Genomic DNA, 24,445 nt, shown 5'->3' on the forward strand with positions numbered 1-24,445 from the left:
GCCACCTTAGCTGATTGACGAGGATCTTCTAACTCACTAAAAAGCTGTTCAAATGCACCTGTACCCATGACTCTCTCCGCAAAAGAGAGTATAAGATCACAGTCACTAAATTTCGTCCAGTTGTAATATCTCTTGTTAACTCAGTTGGTCAATAAATGTTCGTGATCTTGCCCTGCCAGGCGATCTTCAAACTGATAGTGAGTGCTAACGTCTTTACCTGCGAAGGTGGTGTCTTCAATAAGCGAGAGACCAATCCCGGCTTCCAGAAACAGAGGAGCTTGTTTGATTGTGCCAATTTGCTTTACCAGCACCGGCGAGACCGCCAGCACAAAATCGGTATCGTGGTTATCTTCAGCCCCGTATTCCCAGAAATTAACACTCGCTTCCCAGTACAGCAGGATGTCATCGCTGATATATGACAACGGTCCGGCGTTGTAACGTGCGGCTAGCTTAATCCCTTCGACATCGCCCTCACCGCGGATATAGTCTACAGAGTAGCCAGGATTACCTGCCACACTCAGGGTTGGCAGTAATAGCAGGCAGAGGCTTAAAATTAGTCTGTTCATAAATAGAATTCTCAATCATCATAAGGCGATAACTGTATTTTAAATCCTAATTAAATGGATGATTATTGCTTAATAAGATTAAATTCATTTCATAAAAAAGAATGATCTTTACAGACAGATCACAATCTCCAGGCACAATAAGATTTAGACAAGGGCCCTGTCTGTAATCCCCCGAAAAACCAGCAATGAGTTTTAATAATGGCAGTCTGGTCATGCCGCTATCATAAAGTTCGGATAGTGTATGATAGGTGTATTCACAGACACGGATAATCAGGCATGAGTAAAAACAAAGTCAGTGACATCATGGACGATCTGCTGGACAAAACCACTGGCGAGGTGTCGGTGGGCGATGTGGTCAACAAGTTTGAAAGCCGCGGGTTCGGGCCACTTTTGCTTCTGCCTGCTCTTATAGCCTTGCTGCCTACCGGCGCTATCCCCGGTGTACCGTCTATTTGTGGCGTAACACTGTGTATAATCTGCTTACAGATGGCAGTTGGCGACGAACATCCCTGGTTACCCGCCGTTCTGAAGAATCGCTCTCTGAGCCACGCAAAGCTGGAAAGTGCAGTAGAAAAGTCCAGACCCTACGTGGTAAAAGCCGAGAAAATACTCACTCCGCGCTTAACCGGGTTAACTCAAAGCCCGGCGTCGCGTTTTGTTGCTGTTTATTGCGCGCTGTTTGCCCTGAGCATGATCCCACTGGAAGTGGTGCCCTTTGCTGCAGCAGTGCCTGCCTTCTCCATAACCCTCACCGCGGTGGGAATGATGAGCAAAGACGGCGCGGTGTTACTGGCAGGCATACTGTGCCAGGCGGCAACAGGCATGTTACTGCTGCAGGTGCTCTAGCCGGTTTTAAAGTTGGCTACCAACAGGCGTAACTGCTCCGCCTGCTGCGACATACTGGCGGTGGAACCTGCCGCATTCTGTGTTCGCTGCTGAGCATTGGCCGATAAATCCCTGATGGCCACTACAGCACTGTTTACACCGCGTATTACCACAGCCTGCTCTTCCACACTCAGCGCTATCTGGTGATTATTGTCGGCAATCGCAGCAATAATATCCGTGACCTGAGCAAGCGAAGCGGCGGCCTCCTGAGTATGCTTAACCATTTCATCGCTGACAGAATGGGTACTTTGCATTGCCTTAACTGCAATTTCGGTAGCGCCCTGAAGCCCGTCTATAGACACCTGGATCTGGCCCAGCGATTGCTGGGTTTTAGTGGCCAGATTACGAACCTCGTCGGCTACTACCGAGAAGCCACGGCCATGTTCACCGGCACGGGCCGCCTCAATAGCCGCATTCAGCGCCAGCAGGTTGGTTTGCTCGGCAATGGAATTTATCACCTCAGCCACGCCGCCAATTTCTTCGGCCAGCCCGGCCAGTTTTTCCATCTGACCGGTAGCGTTGGCCACATCACTGGACATGGTCTGGCTGTTAGCCAGAGTTGAATTAAGCAGTGCCTGGCTATTACGGGTTTCTGCCAGTGCATTGCTGGCCTCCTTGGCCGCCCCGGCCGCGTGCTGGGTAACCTGTTCAATAGAAGCCAGCATTTCTTCGGCGGAGGTCGCCAGGCCATCAGCCTGTTCCAGCTGTGCCTCCAGATCCCGGGCAATCGACTGGTTGCCGGTATTCACAGAGCTGGCCATGGAGGAAGTTGTAGCAGACAACTCTTTCACTTCGCCCACAATCCCCCGGATATGCTCAATAAAGCGATTAAACTGTTGAGCCAGTTGCGCGATTTCACGATCGCCACTCTCATCCAGCCTCTTTGATAAATCTCCGCCGGCGTCGGCCAGCTTGCCCGCGCGATTACTGATTAAGTCCAGACTTTGGGTAATACTGCGCCCGGCCGCCAGGTTAATAAAGACCACCAGCACAATGCCAATAATAGTCAGCGTTGAAAGCATAATGATAGCGCCCCGCACGTCGGCAAAGCTCTCATCAATCCGGCTGGTCTGAACGTTGCCCAGAAGGGTTATAAACTCTGAAAAATCACTTAGCAGTGCTTTTCTTAGCTCACTCAGCCGCGCCGCATTGTCAATGTATTGTTCGCTGACTTCCTGGGCCTGAATATTGAGCTCCAAACCACGCCGAGCGGCGTTTTCAACCGGCGTGCCGGTGAGCGCAATAAGGTCTTTGCGGGTATTTTCGATGGCGGTACTGATATATTCGCGCAACTCAGGAACCAGACTACTATCGTTTATCATGCGCAGAAACAGGCGTTGGATACGATAGTTAGTGTCGGTGTTATTGGTGGCGCCAATGATGGTGCGCACTTCCCCTTCAGGCAACGACACCGGATCTTTCAGCAGCTTCTTCGCAACGTATTTTAAAAACGAATTTGACTCATTAATGGAACTGTCGGTGGCCGCCAGTAACTGCTCTTCCAGTTGCAGCATTTGCTGACGGTGGTCGTCAGCCCGGGCTATCCGATTAGCTATACCGGAAAACTCATTGGCCTCCACGTGTGTGGTCAGCGAGTCCGGGATATTTTTAAGTTCATTTACCGCGTCAGTTAGCACAGCTACGCTAACCTCACCATCAAAATAATTCACCAGCATAAACTGCGTTTGCCGGGCTTTTGCCGCGTAGCGCTCGATGGCTTCCACCGAGGATTGGGCATTGCCCAATACAGAAATCACAAAGAATGAGGTAATCAGGGCAATGATGGCCACAATGGCCAGTATAGCCACCGGCACGTAGAGCTTTCTTTTTAATGACGACAACACGGTAAGGCTCCTTACTTCGACAAACGGTGTTTTTATTCCCGGTTAAACAAGCCATCCAGGCTGTCTGGCAAGGGTTTTGAAGTCAGCTCTGTCCATAGAGATTCGGTAATTTGTGCTGGTTTACCCAGCAAGCGGCAACGGGCAATCACGCTGCCTAAAATAGCGTCGAGCTCCAACTCTCTGCCTTTCTCAAGATCAATTAACATGGAGGTTTTAATGGAGTTAAAAGACTTGATAAGGTTGAACATGTCATCTACTTCATCAGGGGTGATTTCTACCCCATCGTAAGCGGCTGCCCTGCCGGTCTCCTGCATGGCGCCATAAACCTTTTGGGCGAGCTCCGGCTGATGGGTTAACTCATAGGTTTTTTGTCGCGTGACCGTCGACAGCGGGTTCACCCCACAATTCACAATCAGTTTTTTCCACAGCTCTTTGCGAATATCATTACTTACCTCAAGGGGGACATGCTGGCTTTGCCACAGACTGGCCAAGGCCGTTAAATTAGAAGGGATGGTATTAGACGCGGGCCAGGGGCCAATAATGACTTTATAAATGCCAGTGGTTGTGGCCACCCCGGGCTGTGATATTTCGCCACCACTGCGCACCGACAAGCCGCCCCATACACGCGCCTGCCCAATTACAGAAGCCAGCAAAGGCTCGTTATCTACGCCGTTTTGCACCGACAGCACTGGTGTTTTGCCAGCGACTAACCAGCTTCCCAATTCGTTGAGCAACGCTTTGGTTTGCGTAGCTTTCAGCGCAATGACTATGACATCGAAATCATCAACTTTGCTGGTAGATTGTAATTCAGGATGAGAACAGGCAATGACGTCCTGATGGCGGGTTTCGCCATCGTGGATCACTGTAAGGCCATTACGCTTTAGCGCATCCAGATGTGCACCGCGAGCTGTGACAGTGACAGTTGCCCGGGCATTCGCCAGACGTTCGGCATAAAAGCTGCCAATCGCCCCACATCCAATTACCAGTATGTTCATCGGTTAACTTATTAACAAAATGTTATAAGCAACACATTAATAAGAGTTTTTATGATGTTCAACTGACAATATTGTTAGTGTTCAGTCTTACAATTTTGTCATACACATAAGCATTCCTTTCCTCTCTGCCAATAAGTGAAAGCATTTCATGTCGAGTGATTTGCCCTTTTTATCGGATCCTGCATCCAATCCGCTGGCTAAAACGTTAAGATCAGTAAGTTCCTTTTTTATTAGAGTTTGAGTTTTGAAATATCTGATTTTTTCTACCTCGCTGTTGGCCTCTGCCACAGCATTCGCAGATGGCCCGCATATTGAGCGCGTGGTGGTATTTGGTAAACAAAGCGACCTGATAGGTGAGTCGATTTCTGCCTCAGAAGGCGTAATCGGTACCGGCGACATTGCCCAGCGCCCGTTGCTGCGCCCTGGCGAGATACTGGAATTCGTGCCGGGCATGGTGGTTACCCAACACAGCGGTTCAGGTAAAGCGAATCAGTACTTTCTGCGGGGTTTTAACCTCGATCACGGCACCGACTTTAGTATTTCACTGGATGGCATGCCGGTGAACATGCGCACTCACAGGCACGGTCAGGGTTATACCGACCTTAACTTTATCACCCCTGAATTTATTCAGCGCATCGATTATCAGAAAGGGCCCTACCGCGCGATGCAGGGGGATTTTTCTGTGGCTGGCTCAGCCAATTTTTCGCTGATGTCATCTTTTGATCAACCCTTCGGCAAGCTTGAGATTGGCGAAAATGGTTTCCTGCGCACTGTGGCAGCCACTAACTTAGCAGTGGGCGAAAGTAATCTTGCAGTGGGTGGAGAATGGCAGCAATACGACGGCCCCTGGACCGATATAGATGAAGACATTGCGAAAACCAGTGCCTTCGCCCGTTTTCGACAGGTGACTGACGACAGCATCCTGCACATTACTTTTTTAGGTTACGACAACAGTTGGAATTCTGCCGATCAGATCCCACTGCGCGCGGTACAAAGCGGCCTGATAGATGAACTGGGCTCTTTGGATCCAACGCTCGGCGGTGAGTCCAATCGCTACAGCTTATCGGTTAACTGGCAATCGGCCGACTGGATGGTAAACGCCTATGCCATTTCCAGCGAGTTGAACCTGTTCTCTAACTTTACTTATTTTCTGGATAACCCTGAGGCAGGCGATCAGTTTGAACAGGTCGACGACCGCGCAATATATGGCGGTACACTTACCCGTTTCCATTCGACAACTGTAGGTGATTCTCACGTACATTTTACTGGCGGCCTGGAATGGCGTTATGACGACATCAGCGAAGTAGGCCTGTATCGCACCAACCAGCGCGTTCGTCAGTCGCCGGTTCGACGCGACAGTGTGGATGAGTATTCGGTGGCTGCGTTTCTGCAGGTTGATGTTGATATTACCGACAACTTAATTGGCCATGTGGATATCCGCCACGATTACCTGGCTGTGGACGTTAACAGTGATTTAAGCGCAAACAGTGGTGACGACAGCGATAACATCACCAGTCTCAAAGGCGGCCTGAGCTATATTTTAAATGATGCCTGGCAGGCCTATGTAAATGTGGGTCAGTCTTTTCACTCCAACGATGCCCGCGGCGCGGTTATCAGTATCGACCCAGCCACTGGCGAGGCGGCTGAACCGGTTGATTTGCTGGTCAGAGGCGAAGGTGCAGAAATTGGCTTAAGGGTGGCACGCTATCGCTACTACAATGCCTCACTTTCGTTATGGTATCTGGAGAACGACTCTGAACTGGTTTTCGTTGGCGATGCCGGTAACACAGAAGCCAGCCGTGCATCCCGCCGCTGGGGTGTGGAATTCTCCGCCTATTACTGGTTTACATCTAACCTGACCACTGATCTGGAATTTGCCTGGACTGATTCGAAATACCGCGAGGATGAACCCGGCGAAGGTAAGTATATTGAAGGTTCATTACCGGTAGTTGCCAGTGTTGGCCTTAACTGGCAAATGAACGATTACTGGCGCAGCGATTTGCGCGTACGGTACTTTGGTAAACGTACGCTGGATAGCTTTAAAGAACGCCAGTCCGACACCTTTACTGTAGTCAACGCCAGCCTGGTGTATGAAGTTGACCAGTGGCAGGGCAGCCTGTCGGTACTTAACCTGCTGGACAGCAACGACCATGATATCGATTACTGGTATGCCAGCCGCCTGCCTGGTGAGCCTGAAGAGGGTGTTGAAGACCTCCACTACCATCCTATTGAACCACGCACACTGCGCGCCAGCATTAGTTACCGCTTTTAATATATCGTAATCCATCTGGCTTAATTTCGGCAATTGACGAAATTAAGCCTTGCTCCTATGCTGGCCATCACGGCAGGACCCATCAGCGCCATTCTGGTGTGGATACTGCCCGCAGATTTTGCCGGCATTTTAGTGATAGGCCTGCTTCTGCCAAGCATTTTACTGCCCGCAGTGCTTTCATGGTGGTTTTGGCGGACCGAAACACGCACTAGTTAAAATGTCGTTCACCTCAATATACTGCAGATTAGCGTCGTTTTCTGGCGCTAATCGTGAGCCTACCACCTGAAAGCTCTTTTTCGTATACGATTTTCTGTTTTAAAGGTCGCCAATCTTCGCCATTTCCAGCTTTTTTTATCCAATTAGCATTTTCTGCTGCATCAACCTAAGGCTTGATATTTTTCACTGCGCAGAGGGGATTTTTCAACGCAATTTGAGCGCGGCGTTACACTTATACTGATTGTGGAAGGATTATCCACTTAAAAAAAGAATTTCAGATAGCACAATAACAACCACAGGCTGTCGGATACCTCCTTTTGCCGTTGACCAGAGAACTCATTGGAGAACAACACAAGATGAACACCAACAGAATTATCGTGAAGTCAGTGCTTGCAGCTGCTGTATCAGTCGCACTGTCATCCACTGTCAACGCCCAGACTAACGCCGATGCCGATGACATCGAGCAAATTGAAGTTGTTCAGCAGCGTCAACCGTATCGTGGTGATATTCCTCTTAAATCAATGCCACAAAATATTGATGTCGTCAGTGCCGAACTGCTGGACGATCTGGGGGTTAATGACTTCCAGAGTGCTATAGACTTTGCCAGCGGTATTGCCCGCCAGAACAGTTTTGGTGGTATGTGGGACAGCTTCGCCATCCGCGGTTTCGCAGGCGATGAAAACCTGCCAGGCGGCTACCTGGTAAATGGTTTTAGCGCCGGCCGCGGCTATAGTGGTCGCCGTGAAACGTCAAACATCCAGGCTATCGAAGTCATTAAAGGCCCGGGCTCAGCATTATTCGGCCGCAGTGAACCGGGTGGTACCATTAATATCATCACTAAAAAGCCGCAGTTTTATGAAGAAGGATATATTCAGGCCACAGCAGGCAGCTACGACCTGTACCGCCTTGAAGGTGATTACACCAATGCCATCACCGACGATCTCGCCTTCCGTGTAAACGGCGCCTACGAAGATGCAGGCAGCTTCCGCGACGAAGTGTATTCCGAGAAACTGTCTATCAGCCCATCTTTCCACTACAACATCTCAAGCGATACCAGTCTGGTATATGAACTTGAATACCTCGATCAGGAATTGATTTTCGACCGCGGTGTACTAGTCACTAACTATGACTATTTTGATGTACCGCTTGATGTATTTTATGGCGAACCAAACGATGGTCCGGTGCAAATCGAAGCCACCGGTCATCAATTAACTCTTCAGCATCAGTTAAACAGCGACTGGAGCCTACTGGCTGGCTTAAGCTACCGTGAATCATCCTTCGAAGGCTTTGCCTCTGAGGTTGAACTCGGCGGACGCCAGTTAGTTACCGAAGAAGGTTTTGAAGAAACCGTTAACCGTCGCCGTCTGTACCGCGATTATGACGCCGAAGACTTAGCTGGCCGCATTGAATTAAGTGGTACTGTGGAACTGGCCGGCATGGCCCATCATATCCTGCTTGGTACAGATGCCTATGACTACACCCTCGACATCCTGCAGAATCGCTGGCGCGTTGCCTGGGGCGTAAATGATACCACTTATGCGGTAAACAAATATAACCCAGAATATGGTCAGCCACTGCCAGACTTATCGCCAAATCGTTTCGATTCTGAGAACCAAACGTCAGTAGGGGTTTACTTCCAGGATCAGATTGATGTCACCGAAAAGTTCAAAATGCAGGTGGGCATCCGGGTGGATAACTATGATCAGGAATTTGAGAATTACCGCACTGATCCGGTGACCGTCTCATCGCAGACTCAAACCACCACCAGCCCAAGATTTGGCCTGGTGTATGAGGCGTCATCGCTCTATACCCTTTATGCCAGCTATTCAGAAGGCTTCCGTCCTAACTCAGGGTCAAACGCGGCGGGCGAAACCTTTGAGCCGGAAGAAAGTAAATCTTACGAAGCCGGGGTTAAGTTTAATAATGAAGACGAGAGTCTGACCGGTACAGTAGCTTTGTTCCGTGCCGAGAAATCTAACGTTCTGGCCGCCGATCCAATTCCTGCTAATGCCGGTTTCTCAGACACTATTGGTGAAGCGGAGAGTCAGGGTATCGAAGTGGATCTAACTGCCATGCTCGGTGAGGACACTATGGTCACTGTTGCCTACGCGTTTGTTGATGCCACCACTTCCAACGACATTATCAATGCTGACTGGCTGGTGAATATTCCGGCGGGTACACAGTTACTGAATATTCCGGAACACAAGTTAAACGTAACGGGCATTCATTACATGGATATTGCCGGTAAAGAGTCTAAAGTGGGCGCGAGCGTAACTTATGTAGACGAACGCCCGGGGGAACTGATCGATCCGAATTACATCTTACCAAGCTACACCACGGTGAGACTGTTTGGTTCAGTAAACCTAACGGATTCACTTAGCATAAACGCCGATATCGAAAACCTGTTCGATAAAGAGTACTACGCCAGTTCTTACTCGGCTATGTGGACCATGCCAGGCGCACCGCGTCAGGCGAAAGTCAGCGTGAAATACGCCTTTTAACACTGCTTAATCGGGCTGGCCGGAAATTCCGGCTGGTCCGGACACTTCGATAATTACCCTGTGCAGCATGTAAATCAGGTGACTGTTTTCCATGATGACGGTAATGTGACGAAGACCGAGAAGTACTAAGAGGATAATACTGTGGCTGGCACTAAATTAGACCGCATTGACATTAATATACTGGCAGAACTGCAAAAAAACGGGCGGATTACCAATACCGACCTGGCGGATGCAGTCGCTCTGTCGCCAAGCCCATGCCTGGCGCGAGTTAAACGGTTGGAAAAAGCCGGCTATATCACTAGCTATAACGCAAAAATTGCGCTGGATAAATTAGGTGAAACGGCAACAGTCTTTACTGAAGTCACGTTAACCGATCACCACATGGAAGACTTCGCGAAGTTTGAGCGCAATATCCGCACCATTGATGAAGTGATTGAATGTCACCTGATCAGTGGCGGTTATGATTACCTGCTCAAATTTGTTACCCGTGGGATTACCCATTATCAAACACTGATGGAAAAGATACTGGAACAGGATTTTGGCATTGCAAAATACTTCAGCTATATCGTACTGAAGTCGCCAATCGAAAAACTCCACTATCCGCTAACCACTTTGTTTAAACCGGAAAAGTAGTAAGTGGCGCTAACCCTATTGTATAAAGGCCCCGCTGAGCGGGGCGAGTGCTGGCAGCAAGCCGTAAATGCTGCATTACCCGAAGTGCGCTGGTTTACCTGGCCTGAAGTGCCAGAGCCAGAAGCCGTAGATGCCATTATCACCTGGACAGTGCCTGACAATTATCAGCAGCAGTTTCCTAACCTTAAAGCCATTTTCTCCGTAGGCGCCGGTGTTGATCAATTCGCGCCGGCGTCACTCCCGTCTCATTTAAAACTGGTGAGAATGATAGACCCCTCGATTGCCACCCAGATGCAAACCTGGGTGCTAACGGCGGTCATGATGCTCCATCGCGACATATTTCGCTATCAGCGCCAGCAACACCAGAACCTATGGCAGCCCCACAGCGTTAAGCTCCCCCATGAATGCACTATCAGCATTCTGGGCCTGGGCGAACTGGGTAGCCAGGTGGCGTATACGTTAAGCGGGCTGGGCTTCGCCGTGCAGGGCTATAGCCGCAGCACCAAGCAACTCCCTGGTGTGCTAACTTTTTCAGGTGACACGCCGTCTGCTGAAATGCTGGGCAACACTGACATTCTGATTAGTTTATTGCCCTTAACGGCCAACACCAAAGGCATTCTTGACGCAGAATTACTGGCCAAATTGCCCAAGGGCGCCGCACTGATAAACGCCGGCCGTGGTGAACAGCTTGTAGCCGATGATTTGCTGTTTCATCTGGATGCCGGACACATCAGCGAAGCCATTATGGATGTGTTTGATCCTGAGCCATTACCCAAAAGCCATCCTTTCTGGGATCACCCGAATATTCATATTACGCCACACATTGCATCGGTGACACGCAATGACACGGCGGCATTACGACTGGTAGAAAACCTGCAACTCTGGCTGGCCGGTAAAACCATGACCGGTGAAGTGGATAAACTCAGAGGTTATTAAGGTAATTAAAAAGGCAGCACTGAGGCTGCCTTTTTTAGTGTCAGGTAACGCTTAATCGTAAACGCACACATAAACTTTTTTGTATTTTTCGATAGTCCGCCAGGTACCGGCAAAACCTTCCTGCATTAAAAAGGTATCACCAGCTTTATAAGTAACTGGCTCACCACCATCTTCTGTCAGCTCAATCAGCCCTTCAATGATATAGCAAAACTCAAAGAAGCCTTTTTTCACCGAGCGGTTAACACTGGGTTCGCAGGTCATTACACCCACTTTAATCTTGTCGTTGCCCGACGCCACGTGCGCCCACTTTTCCAGTAACGGATTACCTTCTAATAAAATTTTAGGATCGGCGTGGCTGGTAGCAGGTGCTTCTGAAGGATGCTGAACAACGGTTTGCAATAAGCTCATTTAAACTCCGGTTAATGGCAATGTGAATAAAATAGGAAGATAACCCCGTCCCTGGGAACACATGAAAGCATGAGGGTTTAGTATACGATTGATGCCCCGGCAGCTTACTCTGAAAGCGTTTTGCTGCGGGGCATAATTGTTGGGTTGTGTAGCAAAATCAGCGGATAATTACGCCGCTGATTTTTGCTTGATAAAGCTGCTGTAGAGTGACGGAATAACCACCAGTGTGAGCAAGGTAGAACTGATAAGCCCACCAACTATCACCGCCGCCAATGGCTTTTGGATTTCTGCACCCAGTCCGTCAGACAACAACATTGGAATGAGCCCCAACGCCGATGTCAGCGCAGTCATTAATACCGGCCGAAGTCGTGAACAGGCACCATCGAAGATGGCAGCACTCAGATCTGTGCTTTGTTCTCGCCGCTGATTGATGCTTTCCACCATCACCACACCATTCAATACAGCCACACCAAACAAAGTGATAAAACCTACTGAACTTGGCACAGATAAATAGTGACCACTCACATACAAAGAAAACACTCCGCCAATGGCGGCTAACGGAATATTCACCATAATTAGCGCAACCAGGCGAATATCGGTAAACGCAAAATATAACAGCAAAGCAATCAGCAACAGAGATATTGGAACTACCAGCATTAAGCGCTGCATGGCGCGTTGCTGATTCTCAAACTGCCCGCCAATCTGCACGGCATAACCGCCAGGCAGGGCAACCTCAGCTTCTATGGCGGCCTGAATATCGGCAACCACGCTGCCCATATCACGACCATCAACATTAGCCTGAATCACTACCCGGCGCTGCACATCATCCCGGCGGATTTGAGGCGGCCCAGACTCAATCGCCACAGACGCGACATCCTGCAAGCGGATCCAGGCCCCCTGAGCGGTCAGCAGTCGTAGTTCTTTGATGGCAGCGATATCATCCCGTAAGGCCTCGGCGTAACGCACCACGATATCGTACCGCTCATTACCGTTAATAATTTGCCCGGCTGAAGCGCCGCCAAGCCCATGCTGGACCAGATTCATCACATCCGCGACGTCCAGGCCATAACGACTAAGCTGCTTACGCACCGGCCGCACGACTAGCTGAGCTTCGCCGCTTATTTGCTCCATCGCTACGTCCTGAGCGCCCGCAATGCCGCCGACTACTTCAGCAATCTGCTGGCCATACTCAGCCAGTACATCAAGTTCGGGCCCGAATAGTTTGATTGCCAGCTCCGCTTTAACTCCGGAGAGCAGTTCGTCTATGCGGGTAGCAATAGGCTGCGAGAAGTTAAACAGTAATCCCGGATGCGCCTCCAGTTTATGGGCCATGGCTTCCTGCAGTGCCACTCGGTTGGTCGCGGTTTGCCACTCACTGACCGGGCGCAGGCCCAAATAGATTTCTATATTGTTTACCGGTTCCGGGTCGCCGCCAATCTCGGCGCGGCCAATTTTACTCACCGCATAGGTCACTTCAGGAAATTCCAGCAACATGCTTTCCAGTTTCGGAGCCACGCTTAGCGCCGTTTCCAGACTGGCTGAAGGTGCCAGTGTCACCCGCAGGTTAATGGTTCCCTCTTCCAGCTCCGGCGCAAACTCAGTGCCCAGCCGCGGGAGCAGCACGCCGGCAATCAATATCAACACCAATGAACTGCCAGAAACCCATTTTCGCTGTCCCATAGTAACCTTGAGCAGTCTCGCATAACTGCGCTCCAGTACACTAAGAAGAGGGTTATTGCGCTGCTTAACCGGCCGTGCGCTCAGTAAAAAGGTGGCCAGTACCGGCACAAATATCAACGCCACCAGCACGGCGCAAATGAGGGCCAGCATAATGGCGATGGCCATTGGCTGAAACAGCTTGGCTTCGACCCCCTCAAAACTGAACAGCGGGGTAAATACCACCAGAATAATCAGCGTCGCAAAAAAGACAGGTTTTGCCACTTCCTGGGCCGCAATCACCACTAAAGTGGGTATTTTATGGGTTTCAGTACTGTTTTTTGGTAATTTTTGGTAAATATTCTCCACTACTACCACCGAACCATCCACCAGCATGCCAATGGCTACTGCCATTCCGCCCAGAGACATCAGATTGGCAGATATCCCCAACATGCTGAGCATGGCCAGCGCCAATCCGATGGAAACCGGGATAGACAGCAACACCAGGACCGTTGCCCTCACGCTTAACAGAAACAGTGCCAGCACAATGACAATGAACATAAAGGCCAGCAACAGGGCTTTTACTACGGTATCTACTGCTTGGTTAATCAGATCCGCCTGATCGTAATAGGGTTCAAAGTGAACGCCCTCAGGAAGTGCTTTAGCAATTAAATCCAGCCGGGCATTAATGCCTTCGATAGTGGCATTGGTGTTAGCCCCCATGCGTTTTAACACCACACCGGACACCACCTCGCCGCGGTTGCTGATACTGCCATCGGCGTGCTTAACTGACATAGTCACGGCCCCCTGGCGTATTTCGCTGCCAAATCTGACTTCAGCCACGTCCCCCACTGTTACAATGGCTGCGCCTGACGTTTTCAGTGGAATTTGCTTAAGCTCCTCCAGTGCTTGCTGACCTGATGACAGCCAGCCAGTACCGCGGATCACCAGTTGTTCGGGTCCGCGCTGCATATACCAGCCGCCAGCATTGTTATTATTGCGGGATAAAGCATCCACAACGTCCTGCTGGGTCAGGTTATAAGACAACAGCCGGTTGGGATAAAGATTTACCTGATACTGACGTACATAGCCGCCAAACGACAGCACATCGGTAATGCCATCAACCGGCATTAACATAAGCTTGATGAGGTAATCATTGAGACTGCGTAATGCCATGCTGTCGAAACCTGAGTCCGGTTCGGCAATCAACAGATATTGATACACCTGGCCAAGACCCGAGGTGTTGGGGCCAATGGCAGGCACTCCAACCCCCTCCGGGATCATCTCAGCGGCTACCTGCAACCGTTCAAATACCAGTTGCCGGGCAAAATAAATGTCCGTACCTTCCTTAAACACAACGGTAATGCCGGATAACCCGGTTTTGGAGATTGAACGTACCTCCTCAACATCGGGCAGCGCATACATTACCGCTTCGATGGGATAGGTAATCAGTTGCTCTACCTCTTCGGCTGCCAGCCCCGGCGCTTCGGTATTAATCGCTACCTGAATATTGGTGACATCCGGAAAGGCATCGAGATTAAGGCGCGGGATCATCAGTGCAGCCATCACACACAGGCCCACAAGCACCAGTAACAATACAAAGCGCAGCTTCACCGCGCGGCTTATTAACCATGCAAACATCATAAGCCCCTGTTAATGGTTATGTGGATCAAAACCGCCCTTGGCGATTTCCGATGCAACAAAAAAGGCCCCGCGACTCACATAGGTCTGGCCGGGCTTAACACCACTTATAGCCTGCCAGTCACCGTATTGCGGCCCGAGTGTCACCACTTGTGGGATCAAATCACCGTCATCATCAGCGATAAAGATTTGCCATTCGCCGTCAGCGTCGCGCATCAGCGCCGACTGAGGCACCGCCAGGATGGCGTCGGTTTGTGGTCCGTTAAAATAAATATCGACAAACATACCGGAGTGAAAACGATGGTCCTGGTTATCCAGTTCAAGGCGCACTGTACGCGTCCGACTCACCGGATCGATAGTGTGCGACTCCTGGATAACCGTACCAATTGCTGCAATATCGCCTACTACAACACTGGCCTGATCGCCCGGCTGTAAATGCAGGTCATCCTGGGCCGACAAGCGGGCTTCGACCCATAGATGCGCCTCATCAGACAGCAACATCAATGGCTGGCCGGGCTCAATGCGTTGCCCCTGATTGAACTCATCGGTCATGATAAGACCCGGCGTTTGTGCCGTAAGCGTATATTCTCCCAGCGGGTAATTAGTGTTTTGCTCTATGCGGGCAATGGTAGCGGCAGATAAGCCCAGCGCCTGTAAACGCCGATTGGCGGCATTGTATTCGGTTCGGGCACTGACAAAGCGCTTTTCACCCACCGCACTCTGCCCGAGTTTACTGACCCGCTGCCACTCCACATACGCCTGCTGGAGCTGACTCTGCGCAGTGATCATCTCTTCACTGAACAAGGTGACCAGTGGCTGACCTGACTTCACTTTTTCTCCCAGTGCGGCATGGCGGGCAGTCACCACAGAACTGACCCGAGGCGACACAATATAGCTGCGATAGCCATTTACCTTGATTTCGCCCGGCGCATAAACCTGTTCACTTAGGGTCATGGGTTGCAGCGTTTCAAGGTGAATATCGGCCGTCTGCCGCTGCCCATCACTGAGGCTCACCGTAGTGGTTTCACCTTGCTCGTCGTGGCCGTGTTCTTCGTCGTGACCATGGGCCTGCTCTTCAGTGTGTGCTGCGGTTTCTTGCTCTGCTTCATGAGCATGATCATGCTCCTGGGCTGGCGCAACAGAAGAGTAAAACAGGGCAGTGATACTCAGCACCGCCAGATATTTGTGTAAGTGTGACATGTTACTGCTCCGGGGAAATTAAAGAAGAAACCACATCCGCCAGGGCGGCGGTGATATGCAGATAAGCAACGTAAGTTTGCTGGTAGTTTTGTTGCAGCGTCAGGCCAGCCTGCATGCCATCCCTGAGTTGCTGCACCTGCCATTGATAGTCTGCAAGACTGAGATCGCCCTGCGCATATCGTTGCTGAAGTACTTCAACCTGCTCTGTCATTTCGTTATCGTGCAATGCCTGCCATTGCTCAAAACGCAAACGGGTTTGCTGTAGTTGTTCGGCCAGGTTACGCACCGCTTCGCGGGTATCGCGCATACGCGCGTGCAGGCGCTCTTCGCTGGCCAGAGCCAGTTCTCGGGTAGCAAGGGCGACCTCGCTGAAGTCATTGCGAAACTGAACAGGCACAGACACGCTGACAGAAAACAGCGATTCCCCGGCCTGACGACCAACGCCAAATCCCACATTAGGTACCGGCTTATTTGCCATTTGTTGTTGCTCTGCGCTGGCAGTAGCGGCCAGCCACTCGAGTCGTGCCTGTTTTACTCCAGGCAAGGCGAGTAATTGTTGCGGCGCGGGTACCTGTGGTTGCGCCTGAAAGAACTCCTTGTTAACCGGGACATCCGCAGCCTTCTCACCAGCCAGTGTGCGTAGCGTTTTTTGTGCGCTTAACCATGCACTGAGGCGCTCGTTTTCTGCGACCATGCCCTGCGCCACTACTGACTTTGCCATGGCCAGTTCGGTGCGGTTAACCTCACCCGCAGCCAATTGTTGTTCGGTTAATCTAAGTAGCCGTAGATCCTGCTCTACCTGTAAGCGAGCAAGCTCATATCCCTGTTGTCCCAGCTGAACATCAATCTGAGCATTGAGGATTTGCGCCAGCAGATCATTAGTGGCTATCTGCACCGTTAGTGCACGCTGCTCAGCCTGCAGTCTGCCAACCTCCGACTGAGCCTCTCTTACATTCCACCAGTCAATATCCGATGACATTCCGATTTGAAAATTAGTCTCACTGCCCTCTCTTTCCACAGAGGTATCCAGGGATGGGTTATAAATAGGTTTATTCAGGGCTTGTGCCTGGTATTTTGCGGCACTGGTTTCGTATTGATAGGCCTGCATGATGGGGTGGCGCTCCACCGTGCTCATCAGCCAGTTGGCCCAGGGTTGCTCGCCGGCGAGAACCGGAAAGCTCAGTGCGGTCATTAACGCCGCACCGCATAATTGCAGTTTCATAGGTTAATCTCTTAACAAAGTTAATCATCCGGTTACTAACAACCGGGGCGCTGTAAACTTTCTTTGTTAAGCGATGGGCGGGCGCAGCAAATTACGCCAGAAGCCGGTGGCTGGGGGTTGGTTAAGGTTGTATCGCACCGCATAGTGGCCATCGACCGGCGGTGTTTTTATCAATAAAGGGAGAAAAATGTGTTGTGCGCCATGGCAATGACAACAGTGCTGACAGTCCAGTCCGCTGCTATCGGCGGTATTTTCTGGCGGCTGAGCCTGCTCAGAGTGAGCTTCATTATGGCGTGCCTCTGACAGATGAGAAGCCGTTTCCTGATGGGCAGCATGAGAGTCAAATACCACGCTCAATGCCTGCGTGCTCACCGAGAGCAGCAGTACCAGAACGAGAGAATTAACCCAGTTACCCATCAATCCTTGCCTTTTATCCAAATGCCTGTGAAACCAGACTGTAAATATGCGAGCCGCTGGCTCTGGCTGGTAAAAACTCACCTTTCACCATCAGACTGACCTCATCAACCTGCGCCAGTCCAAGCGACTCCAGCCACGGCTGAATACCTTTGGCCCGCTCAGTTAAGTCGAACCGAATAAAGCCGGTCTCACTGGCCAGCACCTGGCTGATTAAAGCTTTCGCGGTGTCGTCATCATCAGCCAGTACCGGCCCCAGGGTCTGACCATGACCGCTGGTACGCAACATCGCATAACCAACAGCTTTGCCGTCCCGATAAGCTACCAGGCCTTTGCCTTGCTGTGCCACGGCAGTAAGTAACGACGCCCGGCTGCATCCATAAGCAGCGGCATCTATTGTTATTATATCTGCCAGGTTGTTAGTATCAAGCGGTTTGATACCGGCATCTGACGACAGCGGCTCGACCGCTCCCGCCAATTGCCCCTGCACCTGATAGATTAAAGCGGCTTCGGTAAAGCCACATTGCTGATAAAGACGTTTTCCAGCCACCGTAGCGACCAGTTGCAAGCTACGCTCACCGGTCTGGCTCATCACGGTATCCATCAGTTTGCGCCCCAGGCCATTACCCTGCATGTGAGCAGGCACCACCACTAATCCTACTGTGGCGTATTCATCTCCATAGTCCCACCATAAAATACAGCCAACGATATCACCCTGAGCATTTTCGATAATGCTGCCATTACCCTGCGAAAAATGCAGTTGCCAGTCCCCCATCCGATGCGGCCACTTTACCTGCTGAGTAAATTCAAGGCAGGTTGGCAGGTCGGTTTCGCGCATCTCGCGAACGGTAAAAGCAGTGTTTGTCATTAGCGGTTCAGGCCTGTATTGCAGTTTGTGTTCAATGGCATTGATTTTACCGGCTGTGGGCAACAGATTTTGCTGTTTACTCTTCTCTGGCAGGTCAATTCTGTTATTTCAATCACCCTGTTGCGGCAGAAAATCCTCCACCAGCGCGGTATGGAGCTTAACGCCGGTGGCGATGATCTCATCATTAAAATCAAATTCCGGATGATGCAGAGGAATATGCTCGCCCCCTTTGCCCTGCCCGAGCCAGATATACGCGCCTTCGCAGGCCTGTAACATAAAGGCGAAATCTTCCGAGGTAAATGCAGGCTGTGGCGCCTCAACCGCATCACCTACCGTTGCCGCCACAGCCAGTGCATGCTGTGCAGCCGCATCGGCGTTGATAGTTGCCGGATAGTAGCGGTTGTAATCAATACTGATTTGGGTGCCGGTTGCTATGCCTACCCCCTCAATAACCTGGCGGATAGCCACTTCAATCTGATCCTGGACCTGGGGGTCAAACGTTCTCACCGTGCCGGTAAGTTCCACACTGCCAGGCAATACATTGTGTGAGCTGCCGCCGCTTATTTGTGTAACCGACAAGACCGCAGTAGACGTCGGCGCAATCCGCCGCGATACAATAGTATTGAGCTGACTAACCAGTTCGCTGGCCGCCAGAATGGCATCCGGGGTTTGGTGGGGCACGGCAGCATGACCTCCTTTACCTTTCACCTGGATAGAGAATTTATCTGCTGCCGCCATAATAGGGCCGGGCCGGGTAGCAATGGTGCCAGCCGGTAAGTCCGGCCAGTTATGGAATGCATACACTCGGTCGCAAGGGAATCGTTCAAACAGACCATCTTCAATCATGGCTTTGGCGCCAGCTTCACCCTCTTCAGCGGGCTGAAAAATAAAGTGTACCGTGCCGTCGAAATTTTTGCTGCGCGCAAGGTTGCGGGCAGCCCCAAGCAACATGGTTGTATGGCCGTCATGCCCACACCCATGAAACACACCGTGATTGCAGCTGGCATAGGGCAGGCCGGTTTGCTCAACAATTGGCAGCGCATCCATATCGGCACGCAGGCCGATAGTGCGGGAAGAATTACCAGCTTTAAGTGTACCAACCACACCAGTTTTACCAATGCCGGTGGTTACCTCAAGGCCGATGTCTCGCAGACTCTGGGCCACTTTATTAGCTGTATCGACCTCTTTAAAGGCGAGCTCAGGATGGGCATGGATATCACGCCTGAAGGCAATTAATTCTTCCAGTAAGTCATCAACATCATGATCATGTGAATTTGCCATAGTCCTTCTCCCGCAGCGTACTGCCTGTGTTAATTAGCCGTAGGATGTCAGTTTAGCGCGCCCGGCACACGCTTTTCGATCTGTTTAGGCCTGACTTTTTAATATAATTTGCTGTTGAGGGTGCCAAAGCGGCAACCAATGCTGCACCATCCCCCCTATACTGGATTCTCATTTATTCTCATACTTTGCAGCAGAATCTGCCGTGAACAAATCATTCGTTCAGGGACTGTTTGCAGCAATCAGTTTTAACAGGAAATATCTCATGACAATACAACCCGTCGAACAGTTGCTTGATACCCGCCGGCTTGCTCAGGCGTATATCAATGGCGAGTGGGTTGCCTTATCACAGGATAAGCCGTTTGATGTTATTAACCCGGCAACCGAAGAGCCTGCCGCGACCATCGGATTAGGCGGCAAGCAGGATCTGAATGCTGCCGTGGCAGCGGCCAAAAAGGCTTTCCCGTTATGGGCTGCCACACCGGTCGAAGAACGTCTTGCAGTGCTGGATAAAGTACTGGAACTAATCGATGAGCGCGCCGACAAGCTGGCCAACCTGATGTCACTGGAAATGGGCGCAACGTTAGGCTATGCCCTGTCAACGCAAGTGCCACTGGCAGCCGCGCACATCCGTGTTGCCCGGGAAAACCTGGCCAGCTATGAATTCACCAAAATGCGTGGCACCACGGCTATTACCCGCGAACCTATTGGCGTTGCAGGTCTGATAACGCCCTGGAACTGGCCACTCTATCAGGTTACCGCTAAAGTCGGCCCGGCCCTGGCTGTTGGCTGCTCAGTAGTGTTAAAGCCCAGCGAATTATCACCGTTAAGTGCCCTGGCCTTTGCTGAAATTCTCCATGATGCCGGCATTCCGGCGGGCGTTTTCAACCTCGTCAATGGTAACGGAATGGATGTGGGTGAGCCTCTTGCCAGCCATCCGGATGTCGACATGGTCTCTTTCACCGGTTCAACCCGGGCGGGGATCCTGGTTGCACAGGCGGCTGCGCCAACCGTTAAACGGGTGGGTCAGGAGTTGGGCGGTAAATCACCCAATATTCTGCTGCCGGATGCCGACTTTGCCAATGCCGTTGGCCCCGGAGTCCAGGCTGGTATGCGTAACAACGGGCAGTCATGCAGTGCACCTACCCGCATGCTGGTGCCTCGCGAGCGTCTGGCCGAAGTGGAACAACTGGCTGCTACAGCCGCTGAGTCCATTGTAATTGGCTTTGCGGATAACGAACTGGCTACTCACGGGCCACTGGCCAATCGCCCGCAGTTTGAGCGGGTTCAAACCATGATCCAGCGCGGCATCGACGAAGGCGCCCGTTGTGTTACCGGTGGCCCAGGTCGCCCCGATGGCTTTGAACGAGGTTTTTATACCCGCCCTACCGTGTTCAGTGATGTCACCCCGGATATGGCAATTGCCCAGGAAGAAATTTTCGGGCCGGTACTATGCCTTATTCCTTATGACAGTGTTGAACACGCCATTGAAATAGCTAACGACACGGTGTACGGGCTGGCAGCCCATGTACAGTCTGCCGACTTGGCAGCAGCCAGAGCAGTAGCCCGCCAAATCCGCAGCGGACAGGTACTGATAAACTATCCGGCCTGGGATCCGCAAGCGCCTTTTGGTGGCTACAAGCAATCAGGAAGCGGCCGGGAGTATGGCATCGAAGGGCTGGAAGAGTACCTCGAGACCAAAGCCATTGTTGGCTACGACGTTGAAGCATAAAATTTCCGAGTAGGTAGTAAACACATGTCACCACAACTGAAACAAATTCCCAGCAATGAAAAAATTCCTGCAGAAGCCGATGTCGTCGTTATTGGCGGCGGTATTATCGGCGCGGCAGCCACCTACTTTTTATCCAAACAGGGCTACAAAGTTGCGCTGGTAGAAAAAGGCCAGGTTGGCTGTGAGCAATCCAGTCGAAACTGGGGCTGGTGTCGCCAGCAGAACCGCGATGAACGTGAGTTACCTACCTCCGGGCTATCGATGCGCCTGTGGGATGAGATGTCTAAGGATATCGGCTTTGATCTGGGCTTCAGACGCTGCGGTTTACGCTACGCCACCGACGACCCCAAGCAATTAGCACAATGGGACTCGTGGCGTGATCTGGCTAAACAGTATGGCGTTAAAACCGTTATGCTCAATGCCAAAGAAGCCAACGAAATGATCCCCGCCCGTGGTCGCACCTGGATTGGCGGCGTCCACTCTATTGACGATGGCAAGGGCGAACCCGCTATTGCTGCGCCGATGATTGCCGAAGGTGCCCGTGCGCTGGGCGCAACCATTCATCAGAACTGCGCGGCCCGAGGACTGGATATTACCAACAGTAAGGTTGAAGGCGTTATCACTGAACACGGTACCATCAAAACCAACCGTGTACTCTGTGCTGCGGGCGCCTGGGCTTCAGCTTTCTGCCGTCATCATGGTATTAGTTTTCCGCAGGCCAGCGTTCGTCAAACCGCGTTTCGGACCAAGCCAATCAAGAGTATTGGTGATGCGGTCTATACCAACGGGGTTGCCCTTACCCGTCGCTTAGATGGCACCTACACGGTTGCCATCAGCGGTACCGCCCGACTCGAATTTACGCCGCAGGGCATTCGTTACGCTAAGCAGTTCATGCCGATGTTTATGCAGCGTATTAAAGCCGTACAGTTTGGCGTTAGCAGTTCTTTCTTTAAAGGCCCGGAAGCCCTGAACAGCTGGACCAATGATGGTATTTCGCCGTTTGAACAGATCCGCATTCTCGATCCGGCACCGGTAAAAAGTAACCTTAGAAAAACCCTGGCAACGGTTAAGGCATTGTTTCCTGCACTGGAAGCAATGGAAATCGGAGAAAGCTGGGGCAGCTTTGTAGACTGCACGCCTGATGCCATTCCGGTTATTTCAGAAATCGATTCTGTGGAAGGCTTCTTCCTGGCAGCAGGCAGCTCTGCTCATGGTTTTGGTCTTGGGCCAGGCCTTGCACATATTGCAGCCGACCTGGTGACGGGCCGACAATCACAAATTGACACCCACCCCTACCGCCTGTCCCGACTGCTGGATGGCTCTAAAGTAAAAGTAGGCGCTATTTAACCGCGCCCTGAACCGCGTTCCTCCGTATGTGGTCGGCTGCGTTATCGCGCCGGCCACGTTTTTTATCCGCGCTTCAGTTGGGTAAGCTGGCATCGATAAAGGTTGCCAGGTCCGCTTTAAACTGGGCCATTGAAGGCTCATGCACATACATCATATGTCCCGCCTCATAGTAGGCTGTAGAGATATTACTACGCAATGCTGCCGGTATTTTAAGATGGTCGATCATGTACTGGGTAGTGAAGTGCGGCGTAGCCAAATCATAATAGCCCTGCTGAAACAACACCTTCATTTTAGGGTTCTGAATCATCGCATAGGATAAATCAATCAGAGTGTCGGGAAAGGGCATTTTGAAGCCAACATTTGGTTGTACATGACCCCAGTCCCAACTGCTGAACACATCACCAAATACCTTGTAATCCACCTCCTGCTCAGATTTGAGTTCGGTACGGTAATAATCCATAAAAGCAGCCAGTAATGGCGGGCCTATGGCGGTGGTCATAGGATCATAACTCATCGCTTCTGAATGCACCGACAAAGTGTTTCCTTTAAAGCGAGAATCAATGCGCCCAACCGTTTGTGCGCTTTCGCTTAGCACTTCCTTGGTAAACACCTGATGGTTTACCCGTAAATCTGCATCCAGCCAGTATTGCGCCTCAAGGCCTGTCAGGGCGGCAAGTTTTTCGGCCAGCGCCTTTTTCTTATCTGCCGATAATCGTACGCCTTTCAGTAGGGCCGGGGCATACTCGTCTATGGCGAAGGCTTCTGCCGCCTTAAGATGCTCCGCTAGAGTTGCTGGTTTGTTGTCAATTGCATCGTGATACCAGCCGGTGGCGGCAAAGGTGGGTAAAAACAGTACATGAGGCAGGTCGGTCTGACCAAAATCAAATCCATTCACAAACTGCAAAAACGGCGACACCAACATAATGCCATTCAGACTAATCATTTCGTTAGTAAGCGCCTGGGCCACACCCGCAGTGCGCATGCCGCCATAGCTTTCTCCCAGAATGAATTTGGGTGACTGCCAGCGGTTATTCTCAGTAATATACTGCTTGATAAACGCGGACACCGAGCGAATATCCTGGTCGGTGCCCCAAAAATCCTCACCTTTGCCCTCTCCTACCGGGCGCGAGAAGCCGGTACCAACCGGATCAATCATCACGATATCGGCCTTATCCAGAATGGTGAATTCATTAACCACATAGCCATACGGGCCATTATTGGCAAACTCAACGTCTTTAACCACTGCTCGTTTAGGACCGAGGATCCCCATGTGTAACCACAACGACGCTGAGCCCGGCCCACCGTTATAAGCAAACAGAATTGGCCGCTTGCGCAGGCTGGTATCTTCTTTTACGTAAGAAGTGTAACCAAACAGTGCTATCGGCTCCTGCTTGGCGTTTTTCATCATCATGGTTCCCGCGGTAGCGGTATAACTGAGTTTTTTACCATTGATTTTGATGCTGTGACTGGTGACGGAAGTTTTCGCTTCGGGTACAGGTGGTTTTTCTTCTGGTTCATCCTGAGCAAAGCCAAAATAACTTACCAGACACAAACAAAGTAACGCTCGGTGGATAATAAAACGCATGGTCGAATCCCTGAATTATTGTAAAGGAACAAACAGGGTTTCTGATATTACAGGCAGTAAAACCGATAACGGCATAGGCCACAGGAGGAACGCTGTTCGTTTTTGCACTTAAACGACAGCGCTGTACAAATACTAGACAAACCTACAGGCTAGCGCAATGACTAATGAGTGACTTTGATTGCACAGTCAGTTCTTCCCGGTGCAGCGAATCGGCGGGTCTAGCCGCAATACCAATATGCTAACACT

18 protein-coding genes are annotated in these 24,445 nt (G+C 51.1%); 7 read left to right on the forward strand and 11 right to left on the reverse strand.

The window, feature by feature from the left end; all coding sequences use genetic code 11:
- Positions 1 to 140 precede the first annotated feature (140 nt).
- Positions 141 to 566 (reverse strand): acyloxyacyl hydrolase, encoded by a 426-nt coding sequence (locus tag C6Y40_RS05065; RefSeq protein ID WP_105933638.1) that lies wholly within the window; start codon positions 564 to 566, stop codon positions 141 to 143.
- 276 nt (positions 567 to 842) lie between these two features.
- Here C6Y40_RS05065 and C6Y40_RS05070 point away from each other — a divergent pair, with 276 nt between their 5' ends.
- Positions 843 to 1,412, forward strand: a complete 570-nt coding sequence (locus C6Y40_RS05070) for an exopolysaccharide biosynthesis protein (RefSeq protein ID WP_105933639.1) — start codon at positions 843 to 845, stop codon at positions 1,410 to 1,412.
- Here C6Y40_RS05070 and C6Y40_RS05075 read toward each other — a convergent pair.
- Both C6Y40_RS05075 and C6Y40_RS05080 read right to left on the reverse strand, forming a co-directional pair.
- A complete protein-coding gene (locus C6Y40_RS05075) occupies positions 1,409 to 3,295 on the reverse strand; it encodes a methyl-accepting chemotaxis protein (RefSeq protein ID WP_105933640.1) in 1,887 nt (628 codons plus the stop codon). The two genes, C6Y40_RS05070 and C6Y40_RS05075, sit on opposite strands and share 4 nt — an antisense overlap.
- A gap of 32 nt (positions 3,296 to 3,327) precedes the next feature.
- Complete coding sequence (locus C6Y40_RS05080) at positions 3,328 to 4,290, reverse strand: ketopantoate reductase family protein (protein WP_105933641.1); 963 nt, start codon at positions 4,288 to 4,290, stop codon at positions 3,328 to 3,330.
- A 244-nt stretch (positions 4,291 to 4,534) separates the two neighbouring features.
- Between C6Y40_RS05080 and C6Y40_RS05085 the strand changes: the two genes are divergently transcribed.
- The 4 genes from C6Y40_RS05085 to C6Y40_RS05100 all read left to right on the forward strand — a co-directional run bounded on the left by C6Y40_RS05085 (position 4,535) and on the right by C6Y40_RS05100 (position 10,848).
- Positions 4,535 to 6,562 carry a TonB-dependent receptor gene (locus tag C6Y40_RS05085; protein ID WP_105933642.1) on the forward strand — a complete coding sequence of 676 codons (2,028 nt, stop codon included), beginning with the start codon at positions 4,535 to 4,537 and terminating at the stop codon, positions 6,560 to 6,562.
- A 572-nt stretch (positions 6,563 to 7,134) separates the two neighbouring features.
- On the forward strand, positions 7,135 to 9,279 hold the full coding sequence (locus tag C6Y40_RS05090; RefSeq protein WP_105933643.1) for a TonB-dependent receptor: 2,145 nt from the start codon (positions 7,135 to 7,137) through the stop codon (positions 9,277 to 9,279).
- Between the two features lie 141 nt (positions 9,280 to 9,420).
- Entirely contained in the window at positions 9,421 to 9,912 is a 492-nt protein-coding gene (locus tag C6Y40_RS05095; protein ID WP_105933644.1) for an Lrp/AsnC family transcriptional regulator, read from the forward strand.
- A gap of 3 nt (positions 9,913 to 9,915) precedes the next feature.
- Positions 9,916 to 10,848, forward strand: coding sequence for a 2-hydroxyacid dehydrogenase (locus C6Y40_RS05100; RefSeq protein WP_105933645.1), 933 nt, complete (start codon positions 9,916 to 9,918; stop codon positions 10,846 to 10,848).
- Between the two features lie 51 nt (positions 10,849 to 10,899).
- Here C6Y40_RS05100 and C6Y40_RS05105 read toward each other — a convergent pair whose 3' ends face one another.
- From C6Y40_RS05105 to C6Y40_RS05135, 7 genes are all read right to left on the reverse strand, one after another.
- Positions 10,900 to 11,256, reverse strand: a complete 357-nt coding sequence (locus C6Y40_RS05105) for a cupin domain-containing protein (RefSeq protein ID WP_105933646.1) — start codon at positions 11,254 to 11,256, stop codon at positions 10,900 to 10,902.
- A 168-nt stretch (positions 11,257 to 11,424) separates the two neighbouring features.
- A complete protein-coding gene (locus C6Y40_RS05110; protein ID WP_105933647.1) occupies positions 11,425 to 14,553 on the reverse strand; it encodes an efflux RND transporter permease subunit in 3,129 nt (1,042 codons plus the stop codon).
- Positions 14,554 to 14,565: 12 nt separating this feature from the next.
- The gene (locus C6Y40_RS05115; protein WP_105933648.1) at positions 14,566 to 15,753 is read right to left on the reverse strand and encodes an efflux RND transporter periplasmic adaptor subunit; all 1,188 of its coding nucleotides are present in this window, start codon (positions 15,751 to 15,753) and stop codon (positions 14,566 to 14,568) included.
- A 1-nt stretch (position 15,754) separates the two neighbouring features.
- On the reverse strand, positions 15,755 to 16,975 hold the full coding sequence (locus C6Y40_RS05120) for a TolC family protein (protein WP_105933649.1): 1,221 nt from the start codon (positions 16,973 to 16,975) through the stop codon (positions 15,755 to 15,757).
- A gap of 66 nt (positions 16,976 to 17,041) precedes the next feature.
- A complete protein-coding gene (locus C6Y40_RS05125) occupies positions 17,042 to 17,392 on the reverse strand; it encodes a hypothetical protein (RefSeq protein WP_105933650.1) in 351 nt (116 codons plus the stop codon).
- 13 nt (positions 17,393 to 17,405) lie between these two features.
- Complete coding sequence (locus C6Y40_RS05130; protein WP_146129502.1) at positions 17,406 to 18,257, reverse strand: GNAT family N-acetyltransferase; 852 nt, start codon at positions 18,255 to 18,257, stop codon at positions 17,406 to 17,408.
- A gap of 108 nt (positions 18,258 to 18,365) precedes the next feature.
- Positions 18,366 to 19,538: a M20 aminoacylase family protein gene (locus tag C6Y40_RS05135; protein ID WP_105933652.1), complete on the reverse strand. Its 1,173-nt coding sequence runs from the start codon at positions 19,536 to 19,538 to the stop codon at positions 18,366 to 18,368.
- 262 nt (positions 19,539 to 19,800) lie between these two features.
- Here C6Y40_RS05135 and C6Y40_RS05140 point away from each other — a divergent pair, with 262 nt between their 5' ends.
- Positions 19,801 to 21,267 carry an aldehyde dehydrogenase family protein gene (locus C6Y40_RS05140; RefSeq protein WP_105933653.1) on the forward strand — a complete coding sequence of 489 codons (1,467 nt, stop codon included), beginning with the start codon at positions 19,801 to 19,803 and terminating at the stop codon, positions 21,265 to 21,267.
- Between the two features lie 24 nt (positions 21,268 to 21,291).
- On the forward strand, positions 21,292 to 22,614 hold the full coding sequence (locus C6Y40_RS05145; protein ID WP_105933654.1) for an NAD(P)/FAD-dependent oxidoreductase: 1,323 nt from the start codon (positions 21,292 to 21,294) through the stop codon (positions 22,612 to 22,614).
- 73 nt (positions 22,615 to 22,687) lie between these two features.
- Here the strand turns inward: C6Y40_RS05145 and C6Y40_RS05150 are convergent, their stop codons facing one another.
- Entirely contained in the window at positions 22,688 to 24,199 is a 1,512-nt protein-coding gene (locus C6Y40_RS05150; RefSeq protein ID WP_105933655.1) for a S10 family peptidase, read from the reverse strand.
- Positions 24,200 to 24,445: the final 246 nt, after the last annotated feature.

Origin of the sequence: Marisediminitalea alba, from assembly GCF_002993365.1 — a bacterium.
GTDB classification, from domain to species: Bacteria; Pseudomonadota; Gammaproteobacteria; order Enterobacterales; family Alteromonadaceae; genus Alteromonas; species Alteromonas alba.

Bases quoted from the DNA above. Each gene is read 5' to 3' on its own strand.
- C6Y40_RS05065 (WP_105933638.1), bottom strand. From the start codon at position 566: ATGAACAGACTAATTTTAAGCCTCTGCCTGCTATTACTGCCAACCCTG.
- C6Y40_RS05070 (WP_105933639.1), top strand. From the start codon at position 843: ATGAGTAAAAACAAAGTCAGTGACATCATGGACGATCTGCTGGACAAA.
- C6Y40_RS05080 (WP_105933641.1), bottom strand. From the start codon at position 4,290: ATGAACATACTGGTAATTGGATGTGGGGCGATTGGCAGCTTTTATGCC.
- C6Y40_RS05090 (WP_105933643.1), top strand. From the start codon at position 7,135: ATGAACACCAACAGAATTATCGTGAAGTCAGTGCTTGCAGCTGCTGTA.
- C6Y40_RS05105 (WP_105933646.1), bottom strand. From the start codon at position 11,256: ATGAGCTTATTGCAAACCGTTGTTCAGCATCCTTCAGAAGCACCTGCT.
- C6Y40_RS05110 (WP_105933647.1), bottom strand. From the start codon at position 14,553: ATGTTTGCATGGTTAATAAGCCGCGCGGTGAAGCTGCGCTTTGTATTG.
- C6Y40_RS05115 (WP_105933648.1), bottom strand. From the start codon at position 15,753: ATGTCACACTTACACAAATATCTGGCGGTGCTGAGTATCACTGCCCTG.
- C6Y40_RS05120 (WP_105933649.1), bottom strand. From the start codon at position 16,975: ATGAAACTGCAATTATGCGGTGCGGCGTTAATGACCGCACTGAGCTTT.
- C6Y40_RS05125 (WP_105933650.1), bottom strand. From the start codon at position 17,392: ATGGGTAACTGGGTTAATTCTCTCGTTCTGGTACTGCTGCTCTCGGTG.
- C6Y40_RS05130 (WP_146129502.1), bottom strand. From the start codon at position 18,257: ATGACAAACACTGCTTTTACCGTTCGCGAGATGCGCGAAACCGACCTG.
- C6Y40_RS05135 (WP_105933652.1), bottom strand. From the start codon at position 19,538: ATGGCAAATTCACATGATCATGATGTTGATGACTTACTGGAAGAATTA.
- C6Y40_RS05140 (WP_105933653.1), top strand. From the start codon at position 19,801: ATGACAATACAACCCGTCGAACAGTTGCTTGATACCCGCCGGCTTGCT.
- C6Y40_RS05145 (WP_105933654.1), top strand. From the start codon at position 21,292: ATGTCACCACAACTGAAACAAATTCCCAGCAATGAAAAAATTCCTGCA.
- C6Y40_RS05150 (WP_105933655.1), bottom strand. From the start codon at position 24,199: ATGCGTTTTATTATCCACCGAGCGTTACTTTGTTTGTGTCTGGTAAGT.